Raw genomic sequence first — 23,797 nt, forward strand, 5'->3', positions numbered from 1 at the left:
GATATCTTCTTACTGGAGTGGCTGCTGCCGCTGCAGCACGGGGGCACGGTAGTGCTGGCAAATGATAATGAGCAGTACGACCCATCACTGCTGCAGGCAGCGATAGTACGCAACAAGGTGAACATGCTGCAGATCACACCATCGCTGATGAAAGCGGTAACAGAACATGCAGGCTCACTGAAAGCACTGGGACAGTTAAGCGATATTATGATCGGGGGGGAAGCGTTCCCGTCAGCATTGCTTCAAACATTACAGCAAAACACAAAGGCACGGATCTTCAATATGTACGGCCCAACAGAAACCACGGTATGGTCATCCGTAAAGGAGCTGACCAATGAGCAGGAGATCACGATCGGCAAACCGATCGCCAATACCCAGGTGTATATCCTGGATAAAGGGAACCGGTTGCAGCCGGCGGGCGTAGCAGGAGAGCTGTGCATCTCAGGTGATGGCTTATCACGTGGCTACCTGAACAAGCCAGAGTTGACAGTGGAGCGGTTTATAGACCACCCGTACAAAGCAGGAGAAAAACTTTACCGGACAGGCGACCTTGCACGCTGGTTATCCGATGGGAACATCGAGCACCTGGGCAGGATGGACGACCAGGTGAAGATAAGGGGATATAGAATAGAGCTGGGCGAGATAGAGAGCCAGCTATTAACATACGAAAACATTAAAGAAGCGGTAGTGGTAGCGAAAGAACGCAACGGGGAGAAATACCTGGCAGGTTATTATGTATCAGCAGAAGAGTTGAGCACAGCATCGCTGAAAGCACATTTATCCGGCGTACTGCCGGAGTATATGATCCCGCAGGTTTATGTGCAGCTCGAATCACTGCCTTTGACACCCAACGGGAAAACAGACCGCAAAGCATTACCGGAACCGGACTATGGTTCAGGTACAACATATACAGCCCCGGAAACAGAACTGGAAGAAAAGCTGACAGCGATCTGGTCAGAAGTATTGCAATTAGATAAAGAGCAGATCAGCGTAACGGCAGGATTCTTCGACCTTGGCGGCCATTCGCTGAAAGCGACAACACTGGTGAACATGATCTATAAAGAGCTGCAGGTAGAAGTACCATTGAAAGCGATCTTTAGCCACCAGGATATCAGGAGCCTTGGGGAATATATATCTGGCTTAAACAAAACAGCCTACGAACAGATAGAAAAGGCGGTTCGGAAAGAACACTATGCACTCTCGTCAGGTCAGCAGCGGATGTATTTCTTATACGAGCTTGACCGTACGTCGCTGGCGTATAACATGCCCTACGCAGTAGAGCTAGAGGGCGCACTGGACGTGGAACGGCTGAATGAAGCCTTCGGGAGCCTTATCGCACGCCATGAAAGCCTTCGGACCACGTTTGAAGTATCAGCAGGTGACGTAGTGCAACGCATAAATGAAACAACAAACTTTACGATCAGCCATTACGAGGCAGCAGATGCCGCAGCAACGGCAGCCGTAATCACCTCGTTCATCCGGCCGTTCGACCTGGGTGCAGGCCCGCTAATACGGGTAGGTCTGGTAAAAGTATCGCAGGAGAGTCACCTGTTACTGGCAGATATGCACCATATCATTACGGACGGTGTATCGCAGGGGATCCTGATCAGGGACTTTATGGAGCTGTACGAAAAAGGGAGCTTGCCTGCACTAAGCTTACAATATAAAGATTACTCAGAGTGGCAGCACAGCCAGGCCCAGCAGGAACAGTTAATGAACCAACGCAGCTACTGGAAAGAAAAGTTTGCAGGTGAGCTAAGCGTACTGGACCTTCCTCTGGACCATAACCGTCCATCGGTAAAGAGCTACCAGGGAAGGAGCCGTACATTTACACTGAACAGGGAAGAAACACATCAGCTGAAGGCGCTGGGAGAAGGGAGCGAAGCGACACTGTTCATGACGCTGCTGTCAGTACTGAACGTATTGCTGGGCAAGCTGAGCAACCAGGAAGACATCACGATAGGCACACCGATAGCCGGACGTTACCATGCGGAGCTGGAAGGGATCATCGGCCTGTTCGTAAACACGCTGGCGCTGCGGAACCATCCAAAGGGTGAGCTGAGCTTCCGCGAGTTTTTGGAAGAAGTAAAAATCAGCTCACTGTCGGGCTTTGAACACCAACTGTATCCGTATGAAGAGCTGGTTAATGAGCTGGAGCTGCCGCGTGACACAGGGCGTAATCCGTTGTTCGATGTGATGTTCACATTCCAGAACTTCCGGCAGGACGAGCTGCAGATCCCCGGATTGCAGCTAAAATTCCGTGACGCTGATCATGGCATCTCGAAGTTCGATATAGAAGTGACTGCGGTGCAAGCCGGGGAGGAACTGCATTTCACCTTTGAATACAGCACAGCATTATTCGGGGCAGAGACAATAGACCGTTTCATCACGTACTTCAAAAGAATCGTAACAGAGGTTACCGCGGATGCCGGTAAACAACTATCGCAGATCGATATTTTATCGCCATCAGAGCGTAACAAGCTATTAAATAAGTTCAATGATACATCAGTAGATTATCCATTAGACAAGACTTTTATAAACTTGTTTGAGACGCAAGTAAAGCTGACCCCGGACTTTGTAGCTGCCGCTGATGAAACACAAGAGGTAAGTTATTCTGAATTAAATAAACGGGCCAATCAATTTGCTCATGCTTTACTTTCAAAGGGCTTGTTACCCGAAATGCCCGTAGCAGTGATATGCAATCGTTCGGTGGATATGTTAGTTGGCATTATCGGCATACTAAAAGCTGGGGGTGCTTATGTACCGCTATCCGCAGATTTTCCGGTGAATAGAATTGTAGAGGTGTTTACAGATGCAAAGCCGAAATTTTTAATGACTACCTCCCCAATCCTCACCCAGGATCTGCTTAACGCCCTTTATCCGGTTGTGAACGATTTAAATGTTTTATGCATTGACTACACGGCAGATAAATACAGCGGAACTGTTACGGATAGGAGCGACTGGCAAGAGTTTTCGTCACACAATCCTTCAATAAACGTGCAGCCAGGTAATTTGGCCTACATACTTTATACTTCAGGTTCTACCGGGGTGCCAAAAGGTGTAATGATTGAGCATAAAGGTATGCTTAACCATTTACTGGCTAAGAGAGATGGTTTAGAGCTAAGCGCTGCAAGTGCGGTAGCTCAAAATGCATCTGAAACATTTGATATATCAATCTGGCAGTTTTTGTCTGCGTTGGTCGTAGGAGGTAAAACGGTTATTTATTCCAAAGAGCATGTTTTACAGCCTGAAAACCTGTTGGAAAAAATAAACGATGACGGGATTACAATATTTGAAGTTGTACCATCATATTTATCGGTATTGTTGGGGTATTTGGAAGAAAAAGAGTCGCCCAATAAATTTTCAGATCTCGAATACCTGTTAGTTACCGGGGAAACTGTACAAAAGTCGTTGGTGAAAAGATGGTTCAACCTTTATCCAGGTATCAAGCTCGTCAATGCTTACGGACCAACAGAGGCATCTGATGATATTACCCATTGCATATTGGACAAGGTTCCGGCAACTGATACCGTTCCGATAGGAAAGGTGTTGCCCAATCTTAACATTTACATTGTAAATACCGGTTTTGGGTTATGTCCTGTAGGAGTAAAAGGAGAAATCGTGGTATCAGGCGCAGGGGTTGGAAGGGGATATTTAAATCAGCCGGAAAAGACATCAGCTGTTTTTATAAACGATCCTTTTATAGTTCATGAAAAAGTGAGAATGTACCGCACCGGTGACGTAGGACGTTGGTTGCCTGATGGAAATATTGAGTTTTTTGGAAGGCAGGACAGCCAGATAAAAATTAACGGGCATCGAATTGAACTGGGAGAGATAGAGAGCCAATTATTAGGCAAAGAGAAAATAAGAGAAGCCGTAGTTATAGTAAATGAAAAAGAAGGAGGCAAATACCTGGTAGCATATTACGTAGCCGATAGGGAGATCCCCCAGGAACAATTGCGTAAATACTTGTCAGGTAAACTACCAGACTATATGCTGCCGGCCTGTTATATCTATATGAAGGCATTCCCGGTATCTTCAAGCGGCAAAGTAGATCGTAAAAACCTTCCCGATCCGAATTTTACTACCGATAAAAAATATTTGGCGCCGATTACAGAAGGGGAGAAATTACTATCAGAAGTATGGTCAAAGGTACTCGGCGTTGAACGGGTAGGTATTACCGATAACTTCTTTTCCATTGGTGGAGATTCTATTAAATCGATACAGGTATGTTCTGCTATGCGTACCGCTAATTACAAACTATCAGTTAGGGATATATTTAATTATCAAACAATAGAAACGTTATCCCCAAGACTGGAAAAGATCGATAAGATCTCGGATCAGTCATCAGAACAAGGAGAAGTTGCTTTAACAGGTATTCAGCAGAAGTTTTTCAATGGAGGCATCACAAATAAACATCATTACAATCAATCGGTAATGCTTAATTTCCCCAATAGGATTACCACAGAAGAAATTCGTTTGATATTCAGTAATATACAAGATCATCATGATGCTTTACGGATGGTTTATCACCTGGATGGGGAACAGGTTATTCAAAATTATCAGGAGCCTGGTCAAATTGTATCTGTTAGGTATAGCGATCTGCGAGGCACCAAATACACACAACAAGAGTTGTTATCGCTTTGTAGCGAGTTGCAGTCGGGTATCGATGTTGAGCATGGTCCGCTGGTAAAGCTGGGTTTATTTGACATGGATGGCGGAAGCCGCCTGTTGATCGTGATCCATCACCTTGTGATAGACGGTATCTCCTGGCGGATCTTATTTGAAGACATAGAAACCCTTTATAGTCAGATGACTAAAGGTCAGCCGCTAAAGCTGCCTATGAAAACAGATTCCTTTAAGTTATGGTCAGAGAAGCTGTGGACAGACTATATAGCAGATAAGCGTTATACCGCAGCCGTTGAATACTGGGCAGTGTTGCCGGGTTTAGATCTGGTAGATATTACCCGGGACAGATCTTCCGGAACAAATACATTCGGAGATACTGTTTATTCGGAATTTTTTTTAGAAAAACGTCTGACAGATAAGTTGCTTGGAGATGTGCATCGCACGTTCAATACGCAGATCAACGACATTTTGTTAGCGGGATTTTTAATGAGTGTTAACAAGCATTTTGGACCGGGTGCATTACAAATAGATTTGGAAAGCCATGGCCGGGAAGAGATTATGACAGGCATAGATGTGGGCCGCACAATGGGATGGTTCACGAGCATTTTCCCGGTGATCTTAGGGCCGCAGAAAAATAATGGCTTATCCGGATTGATCAAATCGGTGAAAGAATCGCTGCGGAGCGTGCCCAATAATGGGGTAGACTACCTAATAGGAACATGCCTGACCAGGGATATACTGCCAAAGAATGATTCGCAAATCAGCTTTAATTACATGGGCCAGTTTGATAGTGATCTTGAGCAAAAGGTATTTTCTATAGCAACTGAGCCTACAGGATCAAACGTTTCGCCGCAGGAGCAACGGGAGCATGACTGGGATGTGTCAGGAATAGTAGCAGGAGGTGAGCTAAGTATGCGGATAAGTTACAGCAGCCAACAGTATAATCAACTGGTAATGGATAGGCTGATGGCTTCCTATAAATCTAATCTTACAGAACTGATAGCTTATTGCCTGAATTACGGAACACGCGAATTAACCCCATCAGACCTTACTTATAAAGGATTGACAATATCACAATTAGAAAAATTACAAGGAAAATTGATGAACCATGAATAGTAAACCTACATCAACCAACATTATAAAAGACGTTTACCCTTTGTCGCCAATGCAGGAAGGGATGTTATTCCATTTCCTGCTAGGGGAGAACGAATACTTTGAGCAGATTAGTTATCGCCTGGATGGAAAACTGGATCTAAGAATGATTGAAAGGAGTTTCCAGGCTTTAGTGAGCCGTCACGACATCTTCCGGACCATTTTTCTTCACAATGAAGGTGAACGGCCATTGCAAATTGTACTCGAGGCAAGAGAGGGCGTATTCAATTATCTGGATATCCGCGGGGAAGTAAATGAAATGGGGCGTGAGCAGTCGATAGAAAAATATCGCTTGCTTGACAAAGAGCAAGGGTTTAACCTGAGCGAAGAGGTGCCGCTGAGGGTTAGTATTCAACAAACCGGGGACGACGAGTATGAGATCCTTTGGAGTTTTCACCATATATTGATGGATGGCTGGTGCCTGGGCATTATTGTTCAAGAGTTCAATGCACTTTATAAGAGCTATTCTGAGGGCGTAGAAATTCGTTTACCGGCGGTTCAGCCCTATTCAAGCTACATCAGTTGGCTGGAGCAACGCGACAAGGAGGGGACACTTAATTATTGGAAGAACTACCTGGCAGGTTATGAAAACCTGACCTCTATATCAAGGGATAAGTCACCGGCAGAACAGCCTGGTTTTGTTTTGGCGTCTGAAAGCTTTGTTTTAGATGAGAAAAAAACGCAATCGTTAAACCAGATCAGCAGAGATTTTAGCTTGACGCTCAATACAATAATGCAGGGTGCATGGGGCATTTTATTATCCATATATAATAACACCAACGATGTAGTATTTGGTTCGGTTGTTTCCGGCCGCCCTGCAGAATTGTTTGGGGTTGAACATATGGTAGGGTTATTTATCAATACAATACCAGTTAGGATCAGTTATGAGGCGGGCAATAGTATTAAGGATATCCTGAGCAAGGTTCAGTCAACAGCTGTAAATGGAGAAATGCATCATTACCATCCCTTGTCGGAAATCCAGGTAGCGAGTGGCCTGGGAACTGCATTGCTGGATCATATTATGGTTTTCGAAAACTATCCGATAGATGAACAAATCAAAAAACAGCATAAAAATGAGAATGAACCTTATACATTAACTGATTTTAAGATCTACGAGCAAACAAATTATGACCTGGCGCTAACAGTGATCCCGGGGAAAGAAATTTCGATAAACTTTAATTTTAATTCGAACAGGTATGAACCAGGGACGATAAAGAAACTGATTGAACATTTTCCGTTGGTTATTGATAAGATAACTAAAGGTATAGATCAGCCTGTTAGCGGGATTGACATTTTATCGTCAGCCGAGCGCAACATGCTCTTAAATGAATTCAATGCAACGGCAGTAGATTATCCAAGAGATAAAACGATCATCGATTTGTTTGAGGCCCAGGTAGAAAGAACGCCGGATAATGTGGCGGTTGTTTATGGATCTCATACGCTTACCTATAAAGAGCTGAATGAAAAAGCGAACAGGCTGGCAGCTTACCTGCAGCAGGCAGAAGGAGTTAAAACAGGCGATAGAGTTGGTTTATTACTGGAAAGGGAAGAAGAGCTTTTCCCATCCATATTCGGGATCCTGAAAGCAGGGGCAGTATATGTACCGCTTTCTGTGCATTACCCATCAGCCAGGCTGAACACGATCATAACAGATGCAGGATTAAAAGTTTTGATCACCCGTACTCAGCACATCGAAGCCTTGTCGCCGGAGATGGAGACAGGCTTGTTAAACCTTGACACTTCAGCGGAAAAGATCCATGCATCATCGGGAGCGCTCCAGGGTGTATCCGGGCCTGCAGACCTGGCGTATATCATCTATACCTCCGGTTCAACAGGTCAGCCCAAGGGCGTGATGATAGAACATGGTTCAGTAGTTAACCGTTTGCTTTGGATGCAGGAGGAATACCCGCTAAGTTCAAAAGATGTACTGTTACAAAAAACCTCACTGGTATTTGACGTATCGGTATGGGAGTTATTCTGGTGGTCGTTTACCGGGGCATCAGTTTGTGTGCCTTCTCCTGAAGCAGAGAAAGACCCGGCTAAGCTGATAGAGGAGATAGCCGAACATGGAGTAACGACGATCCACTTTGTGCCATCGATGCTAAGTGTGTTCTTAGATGCGGCAGAGCGGGATAAAGCAGGGCGATTAAGCAGCCTTCGGCAGGTATTTGCGAGCGGCGAGGCATTGGGAGCAGAACAGGTGAACCGTTTTTCAAGGATCCTGTATCAGACCAGCGGGACAAGACTGATCAACCTGTACGGACCTACAGAAGCAACAGTAGATGTAACTTATTATGAATGTGACCTGAGCATAAAAAATGAAATGATCCCGATCGGCAAACCGATCGCCAATACCCAGATGTATATTATAGACAAAAACGCAGCATTGAGCCCGTCAGGGGTAGCAGGCGAGCTCTGCATCTCGGGTGTGGGATTGTCACGTGGCTACCTGAACAAACCGGAGCTGACAAGGGAGCGGTTTATCGACCATCCTTACAAAGCAGGCGAAAAACTTTACCGGACGGGAGACCTTGCGCGCTGGTTACCGGATGGCAACATAGCGTACCTTGGCAGGATAGACAACCAGGTGAAGATCCGTGGCTATAGAATTGAGCTTGGCGAGATAGAAAATCAGCTGGCCAGCCATGCAGAGATCAGCGAAGCGGTAGTGGTAGCAAAAGAACGGGCAGGAGAGAAATACCTGGCCGGCTATTATGTATCAGCGCAAGAGCTGAGCACCGCATCGCTGAAGGAACATTTATCCGGTGTACTGCCGGAGTATATGATCCCGCAGGTATATGTTCACCTCGAATCACTTCCTTTAACACCAAACGGCAAAACAGACCGTAAAGCCTTACCGGACCCAGACTATGGTTCAGGCACAACATATACAGCAGCCTCAACGCCGCTGGAAGTCATGCTGGTAGCGATCTGGTCGGAGGTATTGCAACTGGAACAAGAGCAGATCAGCGTAACAGCGAGTTTTTTCGATCTTGGGGGCCATTCGCTGAAAGCGACTACGCTGGTGAACAGGATCCAGCAGGATCTTGAGGTAGAAGTACCACTGAAAGCGATCTTTACGCACCAGGACATCAGGAGCCTTGGGGAATATATATCGGGCCTGGGAAAAACGGCCTACCAGTCGATAGAAAAGGCGGTACGCAAAGACCATTATGCACTATCGTCAGCGCAGCAGCGGATGTATTTTTTATACGAGCTTGACCGCACGTCGTTGGCGTATAATATGCCCTACGTGGTAGAGTTGGAGGGAGCACTGGACGAAGACAGGCTCAATGCAGCCTTCCGTTCGCTTATCACCCGTCATGAAAGCCTGCGCACCACATTTGAAGTGGTACAAGAGGAAGTCCTGCAACGCATAAACAAGACCGTAGACTTTACGATCACCCATTACGAGGCAGAAGACGCCGAAACAGCGGCAGCAGCGATCACTTCTTTCATCCGGCCATTCGACCTGGGTTCAGGTCCGCTAATACGGATAGGTTTGGTAAAAGTATCGCAAGACAGTCACCTGTTACTGGCAGACATGCACCATATCATAACAGACGGCGTATCGCAGGGGATCCTGATCCGTGACTTTATGGAACTGTACGAAAAAGGAAGCCTGCCGGCATTAGCCTTACAATATAAAGATTACTCAGAGTGGCAGCACAGCCAAACCCAACAGGAGCAGCTCAACAGCCAGCGGACTTACTGGAAAGAACAGTTTTCAGGAGAGTTGAGCGTACTGGATCTTCCGCAGGATCATAGCCGTCCGCAGGTAAAGAGTTATCAGGGGAGCAGTCAAAGCTTTACGCTGGACAGAGAAGAAACAAAAGCACTAAAGGCGCTTGGAGAAAAGAGTGATGCGACACTGTTCATGACGCTGCTGTCGGTACTGAACGTATTGCTGGGGAAGCTGAGCAACCAGGAAGATATAACGATCGGTACACCCATAGCGGGGCGCTACCATGCGGAGCTGGAAGGGATCATCGGGCTGTTCGTAAACACGCTGGCCTTGCGCAACCATCCAAAAGGTGAGCTGAGCTTCCGCGAGTTTTTGGAAGCAGTAAAAACCAGCTCGCTGTCAGGCTTTGAAAACCAGTTGTATCCGTATGAAGAGCTGGTGAATGAGTTGGAGCTGGCGCGTGATACAGGGCGTAACCCGTTGTTCGATGTGATGTTCACATTCCAGAACTTCCGGCAGGACGAGCTGCAGATCCCAGGATTACAGCTGAAGTTCAGGGACGGGGATCACGGCATCTCGAAATTCGACCTTACGTTAACTGCGGTAGAAGCCGGAGAAGAATTGGAGCTGACCTTTGAATACAGCACATCGTTATTCGAGTCAGAGACGATAAATCGTTTCATCTCCTACTTTAAACGGATCGTAACAGAGGTGACCGCGGATGCGGACAAACAACTATCAAAGATCGAGATCCTATCTACATCAGAGCGGAACAAGCTATTGAACGAGTTCAATGCAACGGAGGTAGCTTATCCAAAAGATAAAACGATCATCGATCTGTTTGAGGCCCAGGCAGAAAGAACGCCGGATAGTGTGGCGGTATTTAGCGCATCCGAATCAATTACCTACAAAGAGTTAAATGCGAGAATTAATCAGTTAACTTATTTCCTGGCACAAAAAGGTGTAGTAAAAGAAAGTATTGTAGGGCTGTTAATGGACAGGTCAATTGATTTTATTATCAATGCCTTTGCTGTTGTTAAAGCCGGAGCCTTGTATCTGCCTATAGATTCAGGTTACCCGGATGAACGGATAAATTATATGCTTACAGATAGCCATGCCGCTATTTTGCTTACTAAGGAGAACATTCTTAAAGAAAAAAATATAAACGAAGACAAAGTTATTTTCTGCTATGATAAACTAACTAATGAACTTGGCAAGTTAGAGGAAACAAACCCGGAAAGCCAGAGAGCAGAAGATATTTATGTACTATATACCTCTGGCTCTACCGGTGCGCCAAAAGGAGTTATTGGCACTCAAAAAGGTTTAATAAATCGTTTAAACTGGGGCTGGGAAAATTATCCTGCAAAAGATGATGAGATTTTTTGTTTGAAGACAAATATTGGTTTTGGAGACCATTTGGTTGAGGTTTTTTCTCCATTGTTATCAGGTGTTCCGGTGCGCATATTCAGCGACGAAGAAATATTGGATATACCCAGGATGTACGCTTTGCTGGTTCAGGAAAAAATAACAAGAATAACGCTTGTGCCTTCCTACCTGAAAGCGCTTATTGAACAAAATAATGGGAAACAACTGACGAACCATTCTATCAGATTTATATTCTGCAGCGGGGAGTACCTGCCTTTCCAATTGGCGCAAGAGTTCTACAAAAACTTTAGCGATATATCGCTGGTAAACATATACGGGTCGACTGAAGTAAGCGCGGATGCCACTTATTATACGGTGGAAAATCAGGATGTTGAACTACTTGGGGATATTAATGAATTGCAGGAAGAGCAAATTCGAAAAATCCCTATCGGGAAACCTATATCAAATACAACCATACTGATTTTAAACAGAAACAATGCATTGCAACCCGTAGGTGTACCGGGCGAATTATATGTTAGCGGTATCAGCCTTGCCAGGGGTTACCTGAATAAGCCGGAACTAACAGCGGAGCGGTTTATTGACCATCCGTACAAAGCAGGAGAAAAACTTTTCCGGACAGGAGATCTGGCGCGTTGGTTACCGGATGGCAACATTGAGTACCTGGGCAGGATGGACGACCAGGTGAAGATAAGGGGACATAGAATTGAGCTGGGAGAAATTGAGAACCAGCTGGCCAGCCATCCTGAGATCCGTGAAGTAGTTTTATTGGCCCGCGAACGTGAAGGAGATAAATACCTGGTTGGCTATTATCTATCCGAAAATAAAATATCCTCAGAAGAGCTGCGAGCCTATTTATCTGAGCGTCTGCCTAAATATATGCTACCGTCCTATTTCGTTCACATCCAATCAATGCCATTAACTCCCAACGGGAAAACAGACCGTAAAGCCTTACCGGAACCGGACTACAGCTCAGGTACAACATATACAGCCCCAGAAACAGAACTGGAAGTAAAACTGACAGGGATCTGGTCGGAAGTATTACAATTGGACAAAGAGCAGATCAGCGTAACAGCAGGATTCTTTGATCTTGGCGGACATTCGCTGAAAGCTACCACGCTCGTGAACAGGATCTACAAAGAGCTGCAGGTAGAAGTACCGCTGAAAGCAATCTTTACGCATCAGGACATAAGGAGCCTTGGGGCCTATATATCGGGACTGGGAAAAACAGCCTACCAAACCATAGAAAAGGTGGTCCGCAAAGAACACTATGCACTCTCGTCAGGGCAGCAGCGGATGTATTTCTTATACGAGCTTGACCGCACGTCGCTGGCGTATAACATGCCGTATGTGGTAGAGCTGGAGGGGGCACTGGACCAGGAACGGCTCAATGAAGCCTTCCGTAGCCTTATCACCCGTCATGAAAGTCTTCGCACCACGTTTGAAGTATCAGCAGGAGACGTAGTGCAACGCATAAACGAAACAACAGACTTTACGATCAGCCATTACCAGGCAGCTGATGCCGAAACAGCGGCAGCACAGATCACCTCGTTCATCCGTCCATTCGACCTCGGAGCAGGTCCGCTGATACGGGTAGGACTGGTAAAAGTATCGCAAGAGAGTCACCTGTTACTGGCAGACATGCACCATATCATAACAGACGGGGTATCGCAGGGGATCCTGATCAGGGACTTTATGGAACTGTACGAAAAAGGGAGTCTGCCTGCACTGGGCTTACAATATAAAGATTACTCAGAGTGGCAGCAGGGAGCATCACAGCAGGAAGTGCTGAGCAGTCAAAGCACTTATTGGAAAGACCGGTTTTCAGAAGGGTTAAGCGTACTGGATCTTCCGCTGGACCATAACCGTCCATCGGTAAAGAGCTACCAGGGGAGCAGCCGCACATTTACGCTGAACAGGGAAGAGACCCATCAGCTGAAGGCGCTTGGAGAAAGGAGCGATGCAACGCTGTTCATGACGCTGCTGTCGGTACTGAACGTATTGCTCGGCAAGCTGAGCAACCAGGAAGACGTCACGATAGGAACGCCCATAGCCGGGCGCTACCATGTAGAGCTGGAAGGGATCATCGGCCTGTTCGTGAATACGCTGGCCTTGCGGAACCATCCGAAGGGCGGGCTAAGCTTCCGCGAATTTTTGGAAGAGGTAAAAACCAGCTCGCTTTCAGGATTTGAAAATCAGTTGTATCCGTATGAAGAGCTGGTTAATGAGCTGGAGCTGCCGCGCGATACAGGTCGTAACCCGTTGTTCGATGTGATGTTCACATTCCAGAACTTCCGTCAGGAAGAGCTGCAGATCCCGGGATTGCAGCTGAAGTTCAGAGACGCTGATCACGGCATCTCAAAGTTCGACCTCACGTTAACCGCGGTGGAAGCCGGAGAAGAACTGGAGCTGACCTTTGAATACAGCACATCCTTATTCGAAGCAGGAACGATAGACCGTTTCATCTCGTACTTCAAACGGATTGTAACAGAGGTTACCGTGGATGCCAATAAACAATTATCGCAGATCGATATTTTATCTGCATCAGAACGAAACAGGATCTTGTATGAGTTCAATGCAACGGAGGTGGATTATCCAAAAAATAAAACGATCATCGACCTGTTCGAGGCCCAGGTAGCAAGAACGCCGGATAATGTGGCGGTTGTTTATGGAACTGAACAGCTTACCTATAAAGAGCTGAATGAGAAGTCGAACCAACTGGCCCGTTACCTGCTATCCTTTGGTATTGTTACGGGGAGTGTGGTAGGCCTGATATTGGATCGTTCTTTAGAGATGATGGTAGGCATAATGGGGGTGCTAAAAGCCGGGGCTGGTTATCTGCCGGTAGATCCAACGTTACCAGACCAGCGTGTGCGTTATATGCTGGATCAGAGCAGAAGCAGCATATTACTTACCCATCAACCTTATTTAGAGCGTTATTCTGCTTATCTTCCGGTTAAAGATATCAATTCACGTGAATTGTATCTTGGAGATGTGGGGAACGTTGGAGCGCGTATAGCTTCTAATGATTTAGCTTATTGCATATTTACTTCAGGGTCAACAGGTTTGCCTAAAGGTGTATTAATGGGTCATAGGAGTGTTGTCAATTTGGTGGCAGGCTTAAAGGAAAAAGTATATCACTATAATAATGATAGATTCTTACGGGTAGCCTTACTTGCATCTTATGCATTTGATGCATCAGCTCAGCAAATATATGCCGCCTTGTTACAGGGCCACAGCCTGTATATATGTAGCGATGAAGATAGAAAAGACGGGAGTCGCCTGATTAATTTTTATAATAGTAATGCCATTGATGTTTCAGATGGTACGCCAACACACTTGCGTTTATTGGTTAATGCATTAGATAAAACAAATGGCGTTAAAAAATTAAGCAGCTGGATATTAGCAGGTGAGTTCCTGTCTAAGGAGCTGGCCCAGGAGTTTTATTCTAAAAATACCGGGAATAAGGTAAAGCTATTCAACTTTTATGGCCCGACAGAAACATGCGTAGATTCTACAAGTTTCGAAGTTGAAGAAGATAAACTGGACGATTACGCGGGAATACCAATTGGCAAACCGCTGCCGAATGAACGGATATACATTACCGATCGCTATGGCAAGATCATGCCAATTGGTGCTACAGGAGAATTGTGTATTGCCGGTGACGGACTTGCACAACGTTATATTGGTGATTCTGCGCTCACATCAGAGAAGTTTCCGGAAGAATGGGTGCTTGGGGAAAAACGGGTTTACCGCACCGGAGATTTAGCGCGCTGGCTGCCGGATGGTAATATTGAATACCTGGGACGTATGGATGACCAGGTGAAGATCCGTGGTTACCGGATAGAGCTGGCGGAAATTGAGCGACAGTTAACAACTCACAAATCAATCAAAAATGCAATAGTTCAGGTAAAAGAATTTAAAGGTGAAAAATGCGTGATTGGTTATTATGTATCTGATGAGGAGTTAGAAGTATCAGGACTGAGGTTCTATCTGGCGAAGATGTTGCCGGATTATATGTTGCCATCCTATTTCGTTCACATTCAATCAATACCACTTACTGTAAATGGAAAGATCGATTATAAAAAATTGCCTTTGGTTGATGTTGGTTCAGGCACAGCGTATACAGCCGCCGCAACAGAATTGGAAGCAAAGCTTACAGCGATCTGGTCGGAGGTATTGCAGCTGGAACAAGAGCAGATCAGCGTAATAGCAGGATTCTTTGATCTTGGGGGCCATTCGCTGAAAGCGACCACGCTGGTAAACAGGATCTACAAAGAGCTGCAGGTAGAAGTACCGCTGAAAGCGATCTTTAGCCACCAGGACATCAGGAGCCTTGGGGAATATATATCGGGCTTGGGAAAAACAGCCTACCAGTCAATAGAAAAGGCGGTACGCAAAGAGCATTATACACTCTCGTCAGCGCAGCAGCGGATGTATTTCTTATACGAGCTTGACCGCACGTCGCTGGCCTATAACATGCCCTACGTGGTAGAGCTGGAGGGGACACTGGACCTTGACAGGCTGAATGCAGCCTTCCGGTCGCTGATCGCGCGTCATGAAAGCCTGCGCACCACATTTGAAGTAGTGGAAGGAGAAGTGCAGCAGCGGATCCACCAGGAAACAAACTTTACGATCCCGTATTACGAAGCAGCCGATGCAAATGAAATAGCGGCACAGATCACTTCGTTCATCCGGCCATTCGACCTGGGAGCAGGTCCGCTGATACGGGTAGGTTTGGTGAAAATCTCACAAGATAGCCACCTGTTACTGGCAGACATGCACCATATCATAACAGACGGAGTATCGCAGGGGATCCTGATCCGGGATTTTATGGAACTGTACGAAAAAGGGAACCTGCCGACATTAGCCTTACAATATAAAGATTACTCGGAGTGGCAGCAAGGCGAGGCACAGCAGGAACAACTCAGCGGTCAGCGGACTTACTGGAAAGAAAAGTTCTCAGGAGAGCTGAGCGTACTGGATCTGCCGCAGGACCATAGTCGTCCGCAAGTAAAGAGCTACCAGGGGAGCAGCCGGAGCTTTATACTGAACAGAGAAGAAACATATCAGCTGAAAGCGCTTGGCGAAAAGAGCGATGCTACGCTGTTCATGACGCTGTTGTCAGTGCTGAATGTATTGCTCGGCAAGCTGAGCAACCAGGAAGACATCACGATAGGGACACCGGTAGCAGGACGCTACCATGCAGAGCTGGAAGGGATCATCGGCCTGTTCGTGAACACGCTGGCCCTGCGAAACGCGCCAAAAAGGGAGCTGAGCTTCCGTGAGTTTCTGGAAGAAGTAAAAACCAGCTCGCTATCCGGATTTGAAAATCAGCTGTACCCATATGAAGAGCTGGTGAATGAGCTGGAGCTGCCGCGCGATACAGGGCGTAACCCTTTGTTCGATGTGATGTTCACGTTCCAGAATTTCCGGCAGGATGAGCTACAGATTCCGGGCCTACAGTTAAAGTTTCGTGATGGCGATCACGGGATATCAAAGTTCGACCTCACGTTAATTGCGGTAGAAGCCGGAGAAGAACTGGAGCTGACCTTTGAATACAGCACATCATTATTCGAAGCAGGGACGATAGACCGTTTCATCTCCTACTTCAAACGGATAGTAACAGAGGTAACCGCTGATGCTGATAAACAACTCTCGCAGATCGACATTTTATCCGCAACAGAGCGGAACATGTTATTGAATGAGTTCAATGCAACAGCAGTGGACTACCCGCGTGATAAAACGATTATCGACCTGTTCGAGGCCCAGGCAGAAAGAACGCCGGATAATGTGGCGCTTGTTTATGATGGTTATGAAATAACATATAGAGAACTAAATAACAGGGCGAATTGGATTGCGAATAAATTGCTTGAAGACGGTTCAATAGCTGGTCAGAAAGTTGCTCTTTGGTTTTCTCCCTCTATTGAAGTTATAATCGCAATAATAGCCATTTTGAAATGCTCAGGCACATATGTTCCACTATCTACACAAACGCCTTTTGGCAGGATCAAAACTATTTTACAGGATTGTGATGCAAACTGGCTGATTACGCATTCGGATCTTTTAAACGAAGAAACAGAGCAGGCCGAATTAAAAGTTAACAGTTTGATTATAGATGCCAATCATCTTCCGAATGGAATCTACTCCAACCCCGAAAGAAATGGTTTTGAAAATGAGGTAACTTATATTATTTATACTTCTGGTTCTACCGGCAAACCTAAAGGGGTTGAAGTTAAAAATGCCGGCATTTTAAACACCGTATATTTCTATACAGACCTGTATAAAATTAGCAGAAAAACAGCAATGAGCCAGGTGGCAAACTTAGGATTTGATGCTGCTACTGTAGAGATCTGGCCATGTTTAATAAACGGAGGTTGTTTATACATTGCATCACAGGAAGTAAGGTTGGATCCGAAAGCTATGTATAACTGGCTTGTAGCCAACGCTATTGAAGTTACCGTACAAATTACTGCTGTTGGCGAATACTTGTTAAAACAGGATTGGACAGATAGCGGGTTGAGAGTAATGAACGTAGCCGGAGATAAATTAAACTACGTTCCGGAAACTAAATTGCCATTTACGGCACATAATCACTATGGGCCAACAGAAGATTCAGTTTGGACAACCTGGACAGAGATAAACCCGGATAGGGATCTGACCTGCTATGTTATCGGCAAACCCATTGCGAATAAACAGGTCTATATCCTTAGCAGTGCAAATATGCTTCAACCTGTTAAAGTTGCGGGGGAATTGTGTATATCAGGCGCCGGAATAGCAAAAGGTTATTTAAATAATAAGGAATTAACCGCAGAAAAGTTTATAGACAACCCTTTTGTAACGGGTGAGCGTTTATATCGCACAGGTGACCTGGCCCGCTGGCTGCCTGATGGGAACATCGAATTTTTAGGCAGGATAGATAACCAGGTTAAGATCAGGGGTTACCGGATTGAACTTGGTGAAATAGAAAGCCGGTTGATTACCTATCCTGGCGTGGAAAACGTGGCGGTAATGGCCCGTGAACGGGAAGGAAGTAAATATTTGGTAGGTTATTACGTAGGAGACGTCGAGATCTCAACAACAGTCTTTAGGGATTACTTATCAGATCGTTTACCTGATTATATGTTGCCGTCCTTCTTTGTTCACATGGAAACTATGCCGTTAAATAACAACGGAAAAATAGACCGTAAAAAATTACCCGAACCGGAGTATGCCGCAAAACAGGACTATTTGGCTCCATCAAATGAACTGGAAGAAAAACTGGTTGAGATCTGGGCAGGAGTGTTGAAACTGGACAAAGATGTTATTAGTGTAAACGCAAACTTCTTTGAATCAGGAGGGCACTCTCTGATAGTTATTCAAATCATTAACTTGATAATGAAAGAATTTACCATCAAGCTCAGCATGGCCGAAATTTTTAGCAATCCAACCATCTCGCAACAAGCCAAAGTTATCGGGATGGAACTTTGGATGTCATCAGATAATGGCAAAATCGGCCAAACAGAAGAAAATACTATTACTATTTAAAAACTCCATTGTTGTTCGCATCATTTTACGGAAAGAACGATAAGTAACCTAAAATTCACATCAGAAAGTTATGAAAGATCTATTATTAAAGCTTATGCAAATGGGAATTAACATTGAAGTTGTTAATGACGAATTACAACTCAGTAATATCCCGCCCCGGTTTCAGGAATCTGATTTGATGATTGAGATCAAAACGCATAAAATGGAGGTTATTGATTACGTTAAAAAACGGAAGCAGGCAAACACCGAAATAAAGGCAATCGCTAAAGCATCAACAAAGGAACTTTATAATGCCAGCCCCCAACAGCGAAGACTTTTCTTTCTGCATCAGATTGCCCCTTCGTCATTGTTTTACAACATATCGCAGGCATATAGTATTAAGGGCCCCCTTAAAATTGAACAGCTAAAAAAATCTTTTCAGCTATTAATGGAAAGACATGAGACCTTAAGAACAAGCTTCAGCATTGTAGATAAAAAAGTTGTTCAGAAGATAGAAGATGAAGCTTTGTTCAATTTGGAATACATTAAGGCAGGTAATGAAGAGATTGACACCGTTGTTACAAAATTTATACGCCCGTTTGATTTAACTGAAAATTCATTATTCAGGGGCGGGTTGATAGAAGTTGCACAAGATGAACATATCCTGGTTTTGGATATGCACCACCTGATTTCTGATGGCGTATCGCAGCAGATTTTAATAAAAGAATTTGCCACTACCTACAACAACAGGCATCTTCCGAAATCAAATCTTCAATATAAAGATTACTCAGAATGGGTTCACGATTTTTACAAAGATCAACTGCACCTGCTAAAAGATTTTTGGATAAAAAAGTTCGGTAATACTCCAAAACCCTGCCAGCTGCCTTTAGATTTTTCAAGGCCGGAGACTAAAAACTATGACGGTAACACAATAACCTTTTCTATAGATAAAACAATTACAAAACAGTTATACACCCTGGCTCATAGCGCAAATACTTCCCTTTTTACTGTATTGATCTCCGCCTTTAGTATCCTGCTTTCAAAACTGACGAACCAGGAAGATATCGTGATTGGTACACCGGTGTCGGGCAGAACTCATCCTGATCTGGATAACATAGTAGGGTTATTTGTTAACACATTGCCAATAAGGCTGTTGCCTGATGCTAAATTAACTTACCGCTCTTATTTGGAACTGGTAAGCTCTGGCGTGCTGGAGTGTTTTGATCACCAGGATTATCCACTCGAACAATTGATTGATGATTTAAAGCTGGACAGGAACCTGTCGCATAACCCGCTGTTTGATGTGGTGTTTGTTCTTCAGAACATGGAAGAATCAGCTGCTGCGTTTGAGGATATCGAGATAAGTAATTACTCATTAAATAATAAATCTTCAAAATTCGACCTTACCCTTGCGGCTGCAGAATCTTCAGGCATCATTAATTTTAGTTTCGAGTTTTCAAAACAGCTTTTCAAACAGGATACCGTTGAGCGCTTTGCCGGGTATTTTAAAAAGATCCTGACAGATATAACTCAAAATGAAAATGTAATTCTGGAAGATGTAGATATGCTTTCGGATGATGAAAAGGATTTCTTGCTGAATGTTAACAACAAGCTATCGGTAGGATATCCGAAAGATAAAACCATTGTCGATTTATTTGAAGAGCAGGTAAAGCAAAGGCCAAACGCAGTAGCGGTGATATTTGAAGATAAGGAATTAACGTACCAGGAGCTAAATCAACGTTCTAACCAATTGGCAAGAATTCTGCAGTCAAAAGGTTGTGTTGCAAATATGATTGTTGGGTTGTTAACAGGGCGCGGGCACGAAACGGTTATTGCCATGCTGGCAATTTTGAAAGCCGGGGGCGCCTATTTGCCGATTGATATAGATTATCCAGCCGAGCGGATAGAATTCATTTTATCTAACAGCGGCGTTGAGCTATTAGTTACCGACAGCAGCCAGGCAGATGTTATTACAGAATACCAGCACCAATATATTTTTACAGATCATATAGTTACGGATGCCGATGATTCATCAAATCTGGAGCTGGAGATCAGCCCGGATGATCTGTGTTATATTATTTATACTTCAGGCACAACAGGTAAGCCAAAAGGAGCGATGATTGAACACAAAAATGTGGTTAGGTTATTATTTAATGACGATTTTCAGTTTGATTTTGGTCCGGAAGATATTTGGACCATGTTCCATAGCCACACCTTCGATTTTAGTGTATGGGAAATGTATGGCGCTTTGTTATATGGCGGTAAATTGATCATCATCAAAAAAGAAGAAGCAGTGGATCCTGTAAAGTATCTGAAAATTCTGGATACCCAAAAGGTGACTATTTTGAATCAGACACCAACTGCGTTTGGTAATTTAATTCAGGAAGATTTAAAAAGGGAACCGTCATTGTCGTCATTACGTTATGTGATATTTGGCGGGGAGGCGCTGCAACCATTTAAATTAAAAAGATGGTACGAGAATTATCCGAAAGTAATGCTGGTGAACATGTTTGGAATTACCGAAACCACAGTGCACGTTACCTACAAGGAGATCACCAGCTATGAAATTGAAAACAATTTGCCTAACGTAGGCAAACCTATCCCATGTACTTCGGTTTACGTGTTTACGCCAAAAATGCAGTTGGCGCCATTAGGCGTTATTGCCGAACTTTATGTAGGTGGTGAAGGGGTTGCCAGGGGATATTTAAATAACCCGGATTTAACTCTTCAACGTTTCCTTGTCAACCCATTCCGCCCGGATGAACGATTATACCGCACAGGCGATTTGGGCAGGATCATGGAAAATGGAGAAATAGAGTATTTTGGAAGGGCCGACAGGCAGGTACAGCTAAGGGGTTTCAGAATTGAGCCTGGCGAAATTGAATTCCACCTCAGTAACCACCCATCGATTGACTACACATTGGTAACCCTTAAAAACCGGGATGATGGTACAACCTATTTATGTGCATACTACATCGGTAAGGCGGTAATTCCTGCAGGAGAGATCAGAGAATTCCTGCAAGACAAGATTCCTGCTTACATGATCCCCTCTTACTTTATTCCAATCAGCCATTTACCGCAAACCGGCAATGATAAAATTGATATCAGTAAGTTACCGGAACCGGAAGTTACGTCACAACCGGATCATATGGAGCCGAAGACTTTTTTGGAGAAAAGTTTTGCGAAAATATGGTCTGAGGAACTGTCTGTTAAAGACTTAGGCGTTACCGATAATTTTTTCGCTATTGGCGGAGATTCATTGAAGGCCATTGGTGTTATTCACAGGATCAACACCGAGTTTAATTGCAACTTAAGCATAGCAGATTTATATAAAAATCAGACTATTGCAACACTCACAACATTAATGCAGTCTGGACTGAACTATGATATTGACGATAGTTACAACGTTGCTATAGAAGAATTGCGTTCATTTCAGGAAAACTACTATCGATCTGAAAATTGGGATGATTCCTACGAGGAAGTTTTCCCGATGAGCGGCATTGAAAAGGGGATGATGTTTTATTCGTTAAAACAGTCTTCCGACAAGCAAAATATCCATGATACATCTTATCATGAACAGAATACCTATAAAATAGCAAACCGCAATTTTGATTTTAATATTTTTAAACAAGCTGTAGCATTGCTGATAGAAAAGCACAGTGAGCTTAGAAAAATATATGATCTTAAAAACTTCGCTCATATTATAAAAAAGCATATCGAGCCGGAACTTAACTATATCGATGTGTCCGATCTGCAGCCGGATGCTCAGGAAAGTTTTGTATTGCAAAGAATTGAAGACGAAAAACTAAAAACAACCGGACTCGATCACTCGGTACTGTGGAGGATGAATATTTTTAAGATCGATGATATTTCCTATCTGCTGATATTTGATATGCACCATTCATTATTTGATGGCTGGAGCCTGCATTCTTTTATTACCGAGCTAAACAATACCTACAAGTTCTTACTGACAGATTTATCATTCAGACCTGAAAAACTGCAATGCAGCTATGAGGATCATATCGTTTACGAACTGGCAGAGGCAAAGAAAACAGAAAATATTTCATTTTGGCGCGATGAAATGGCCGGTAGCAACCGGCTGGGATTCCCGCGAAAGAGAAAAGACAATACGTTTTCCTACAAGATCTTCAATCTTGGGGAGGAAATGAGATTAGATCTGGAGCGTCTTGCAAAAAAATACAATACAAGCTTAAAACATATTTGTTTCGGGGCCTACGTCAATGCAATGAAATTGTATACCTCTGAAACGGACGTTGTGGTAGGGTTAGCGACAAATAACAGGCCCCTGGTTGCTGATAGTGAAAAGCTGTTGGGTTGTTTTTTAAATTCGGTGCCCTTTAGAATTGCTGTTCCGGAAAATATAAGTGGCGGTGAGTATATTAAATTAATTGAAAGCAAACTACAGACGCTAAAAAAGCATGAAAGAGTTTCTTTGGAGGAGATAGTTCAAATTACAGACCACCGGTCGCAGGGAGATAATCCGTTCTTTGATACCTTTTTTAACTATGTTAACTTTAGGGTACTGAATGAAATGCTGGGATTGGACGGTGCAGAGAAGTTTAACTCACCTTATCAGGATAAATTGGATGCGGTGTCTTATCTTAACGTGAACACTTTTTGTGAGTTCCACGTCCTGCCTGATCCATTTGCATTATGTATCTCGTACGCCACGGCATACTTCGATGAATCAGTTATCGAAACTTTGTACCAATGTTTCTTCCATACGCTTAGCCAGTTTATAAAAAACGAAGATATTCCTTTATCGCAGATTGACATCCTGTCATCCGCAGATCGGAACAAGCTGTTAAATGAGTTTAACGATACATCGGTAGCTTATCCGAGAGACAAAACGATGATTGATTTGTTCGAAGCACAGGCAGAAAGAACGCCTGATGAAACAGCGATTATATTCGGCGGGGAGCGGATGAGCTACAGGGAACTGTCGGCCCGTGCAGACGTGGTAGCTTCGCTGCTGATCGCCCGCGGTGTAGAGCAGGGCGAGGTAGTAGGGCTGATGAGCGAACGTTCGTTCGGGCTGCTGGCCAGCTTATTGGGGATCCTGAAAGCAGGCGCAGCGTATATGCCTTTAGACCCGAATTACCCGGCAGACCGGATCAGCTACATGCTGGAAGACAGCGGTGCGAGTCTGCTGCTGAGTAGTGCCGCGTGTAAAGAAAGATTTAGCGCGGAGCGGGATGTGATAGTGATTCCGTGCGCATGTGCTGCGATCCCGGAACAAAAAAAGATAAAGAGTTTGGCGCAGGCAGAAGGCCTGGCATATGTGATCTATACCTCGGGATCAACAGGACGCCCCAAAGGCGTAATGATCCCACACGGTGCGGTTGTCAATTTCAGCAAAGGGATGAGCGACCTGATCGAATTCGCAGGAAAGACGCTGTTATCAGTAACGACGTTTTCGTT

Annotated in this window: 3 protein-coding genes; all 3 read left to right on the forward strand. The window is 44.6% G+C overall.

Going from position 1 to position 23,797, the window contains the following annotated elements; all coding sequences use genetic code 11:
* The coding region (locus BUE31_RS30410) for a non-ribosomal peptide synthetase (protein ID WP_143167316.1) at nt 1-5,745 on the forward strand (5,745 nt) is incomplete at its 5' end.
* On the forward strand, nt 5,738-18,376 hold the full coding sequence (locus BUE31_RS30415) for a non-ribosomal peptide synthetase (protein ID WP_073407700.1): 12,639 nt from the start codon (nt 5,738-5,740) through the stop codon (nt 18,374-18,376). The genes BUE31_RS30410 and BUE31_RS30415, both read left to right, overlap by 8 nt.
* Before the next feature lie 70 nt (nt 18,377-18,446).
* On the forward strand, nt 18,447-23,797 hold a 5,351-nt coding region (locus tag BUE31_RS30420; RefSeq protein WP_143167317.1), incomplete at its 3' end, for a non-ribosomal peptide synthetase.

The organism is Mucilaginibacter sp. OK098, from assembly GCF_900142915.1.
Lineage (GTDB): Bacteria > Bacteroidota > Bacteroidia > Sphingobacteriales > Sphingobacteriaceae > Mucilaginibacter.